The organism is Phormidium sp. CCY1219 (assembly GCF_035615515.1).
In the GTDB taxonomy this organism is placed as follows: Bacteria; Cyanobacteriota; Cyanobacteriia; order Cyanobacteriales; family Laspinemataceae; genus CCY1219.
Genome location: NZ_JAJENT010000800.1, coordinates 1 through 1,151, shown reverse-complemented (window position 1 = coordinate 1,151; position 1,151 = coordinate 1). Strand labels below are relative to the sequence as shown.

The 1,151-nt window shown below is 51.0% G+C and carries 2 protein-coding genes; both read left to right on the top strand.

The genetic code is table 11. The features are described from left to right. Positions 1–267: 267 nt before the first annotated feature. Positions 268–570: a hypothetical protein gene (locus LKK83_RS24600; protein WP_324634061.1), complete on the top strand. Its 303-nt coding sequence runs from the start codon at positions 268–270 to the stop codon at positions 568–570. Between the two features lie 27 nt (positions 571–597). After that, positions 598–1,151: hypothetical protein (locus tag LKK83_RS24595; RefSeq protein ID WP_324634060.1), on the top strand; the 554-nt coding region annotated here is incomplete at its 3' end.

Sequence of the window (1,151 nt, the reverse complement as noted above, 5' to 3'; positions counted from 1 at the left end):
AATTCATTTAGCAAGGTTTCTTTCAACACCTATGCAGATGATGGTAAATCCATCTCTACCGTCAATGCCTTTTCTGCTAGTGACGATAGTTATTACTATGTTTAGTCATTGCAGTTAAGAGCGAGACTTAATATTGTATAAAGACATAACCGCTGTTAGCTGGGAGAAAAGCTTTCAGCGGTTCTCCCCCGTTCCGGATTTTCCTTTTTTAAACAATAAAAATAACAAATATGAGCGATAGACTCATTTTGAACATAAGGAGAAACAATGATGGTTGTAGAAGATTTGAATTTTGTAGAAACAGTGCAGGAAAGCGAGCAACTTGCAGGCGGGGTGTGGACGTCTGCTGATGCAGACACGATCGCCGTTTCCGGGTTTGGTTATGGCGAAGCTACGGCTATAGCCAGCGGTGACTATACCTCAACCAGCAGCGAAACCTCTGTTTTGGTTTATACCTCGGAGGATTACGCGATGACGGACTCTTTTGCTGAAGGGTCTGCTTACGCGGAAAGTGACTATGGTACAAGTAGCTCAGAAGATACCAGTCTTTCTTTCTCTCTTTATTCTTAGACCATTATCGCCAGGAGATAAATAACCATGCCTAAGCCCTTCAAATCCACAACTCTCACAGACGCCAGTGGCAGCAGCGCTACCGTGAGTGCCGCTTCGGTGGCGGATGAAACCGGTGCGGCAAGTCACAGCGAGACGATCGCCACTTCATCCACCGGGGAAACCAGTACCAGTAGCGACACGGAGTTTACTCCCGGGGCCACCGCCAGCAGTGCCAGTGGGGAAGCGATCGCTGCCTCAGACTCGCCCCCCAGCACCACTGCTACCGCTCACACTTCGGGAGAAAATAGCAATTCCCACAATGCCAACAACGCCCAGGAGGAGAGCAATCCCGGGAGCGATGAAGCCGAGACATCGGTTTCCCCGGCGGCGGGGGAGAGCAGTAGCAGCAGCGCTCAAACCAATAACGCCGGGGGAAGTGCCAGTAGTGCTAGTGCTACGGCAACTCCCAGCCAAAGCAATGTCAGTACCGAAGCCAGCAGCAATTCCAGCAATGCCAGCGCCTCGGGAGAAAGTGCCGATGCGGGGGAGGATAGTGCCAGTAGTGCTAGTGCTACGGCAACTCCCAGCCAAAGCAATGC

Bases quoted from the DNA above. Each gene is read 5' to 3' on its own strand.
- LKK83_RS24600 (WP_324634061.1), top strand. From the start codon at position 268: ATGATGGTTGTAGAAGATTTGAATTTTGTAGAAACAGTGCAGGAAAGC.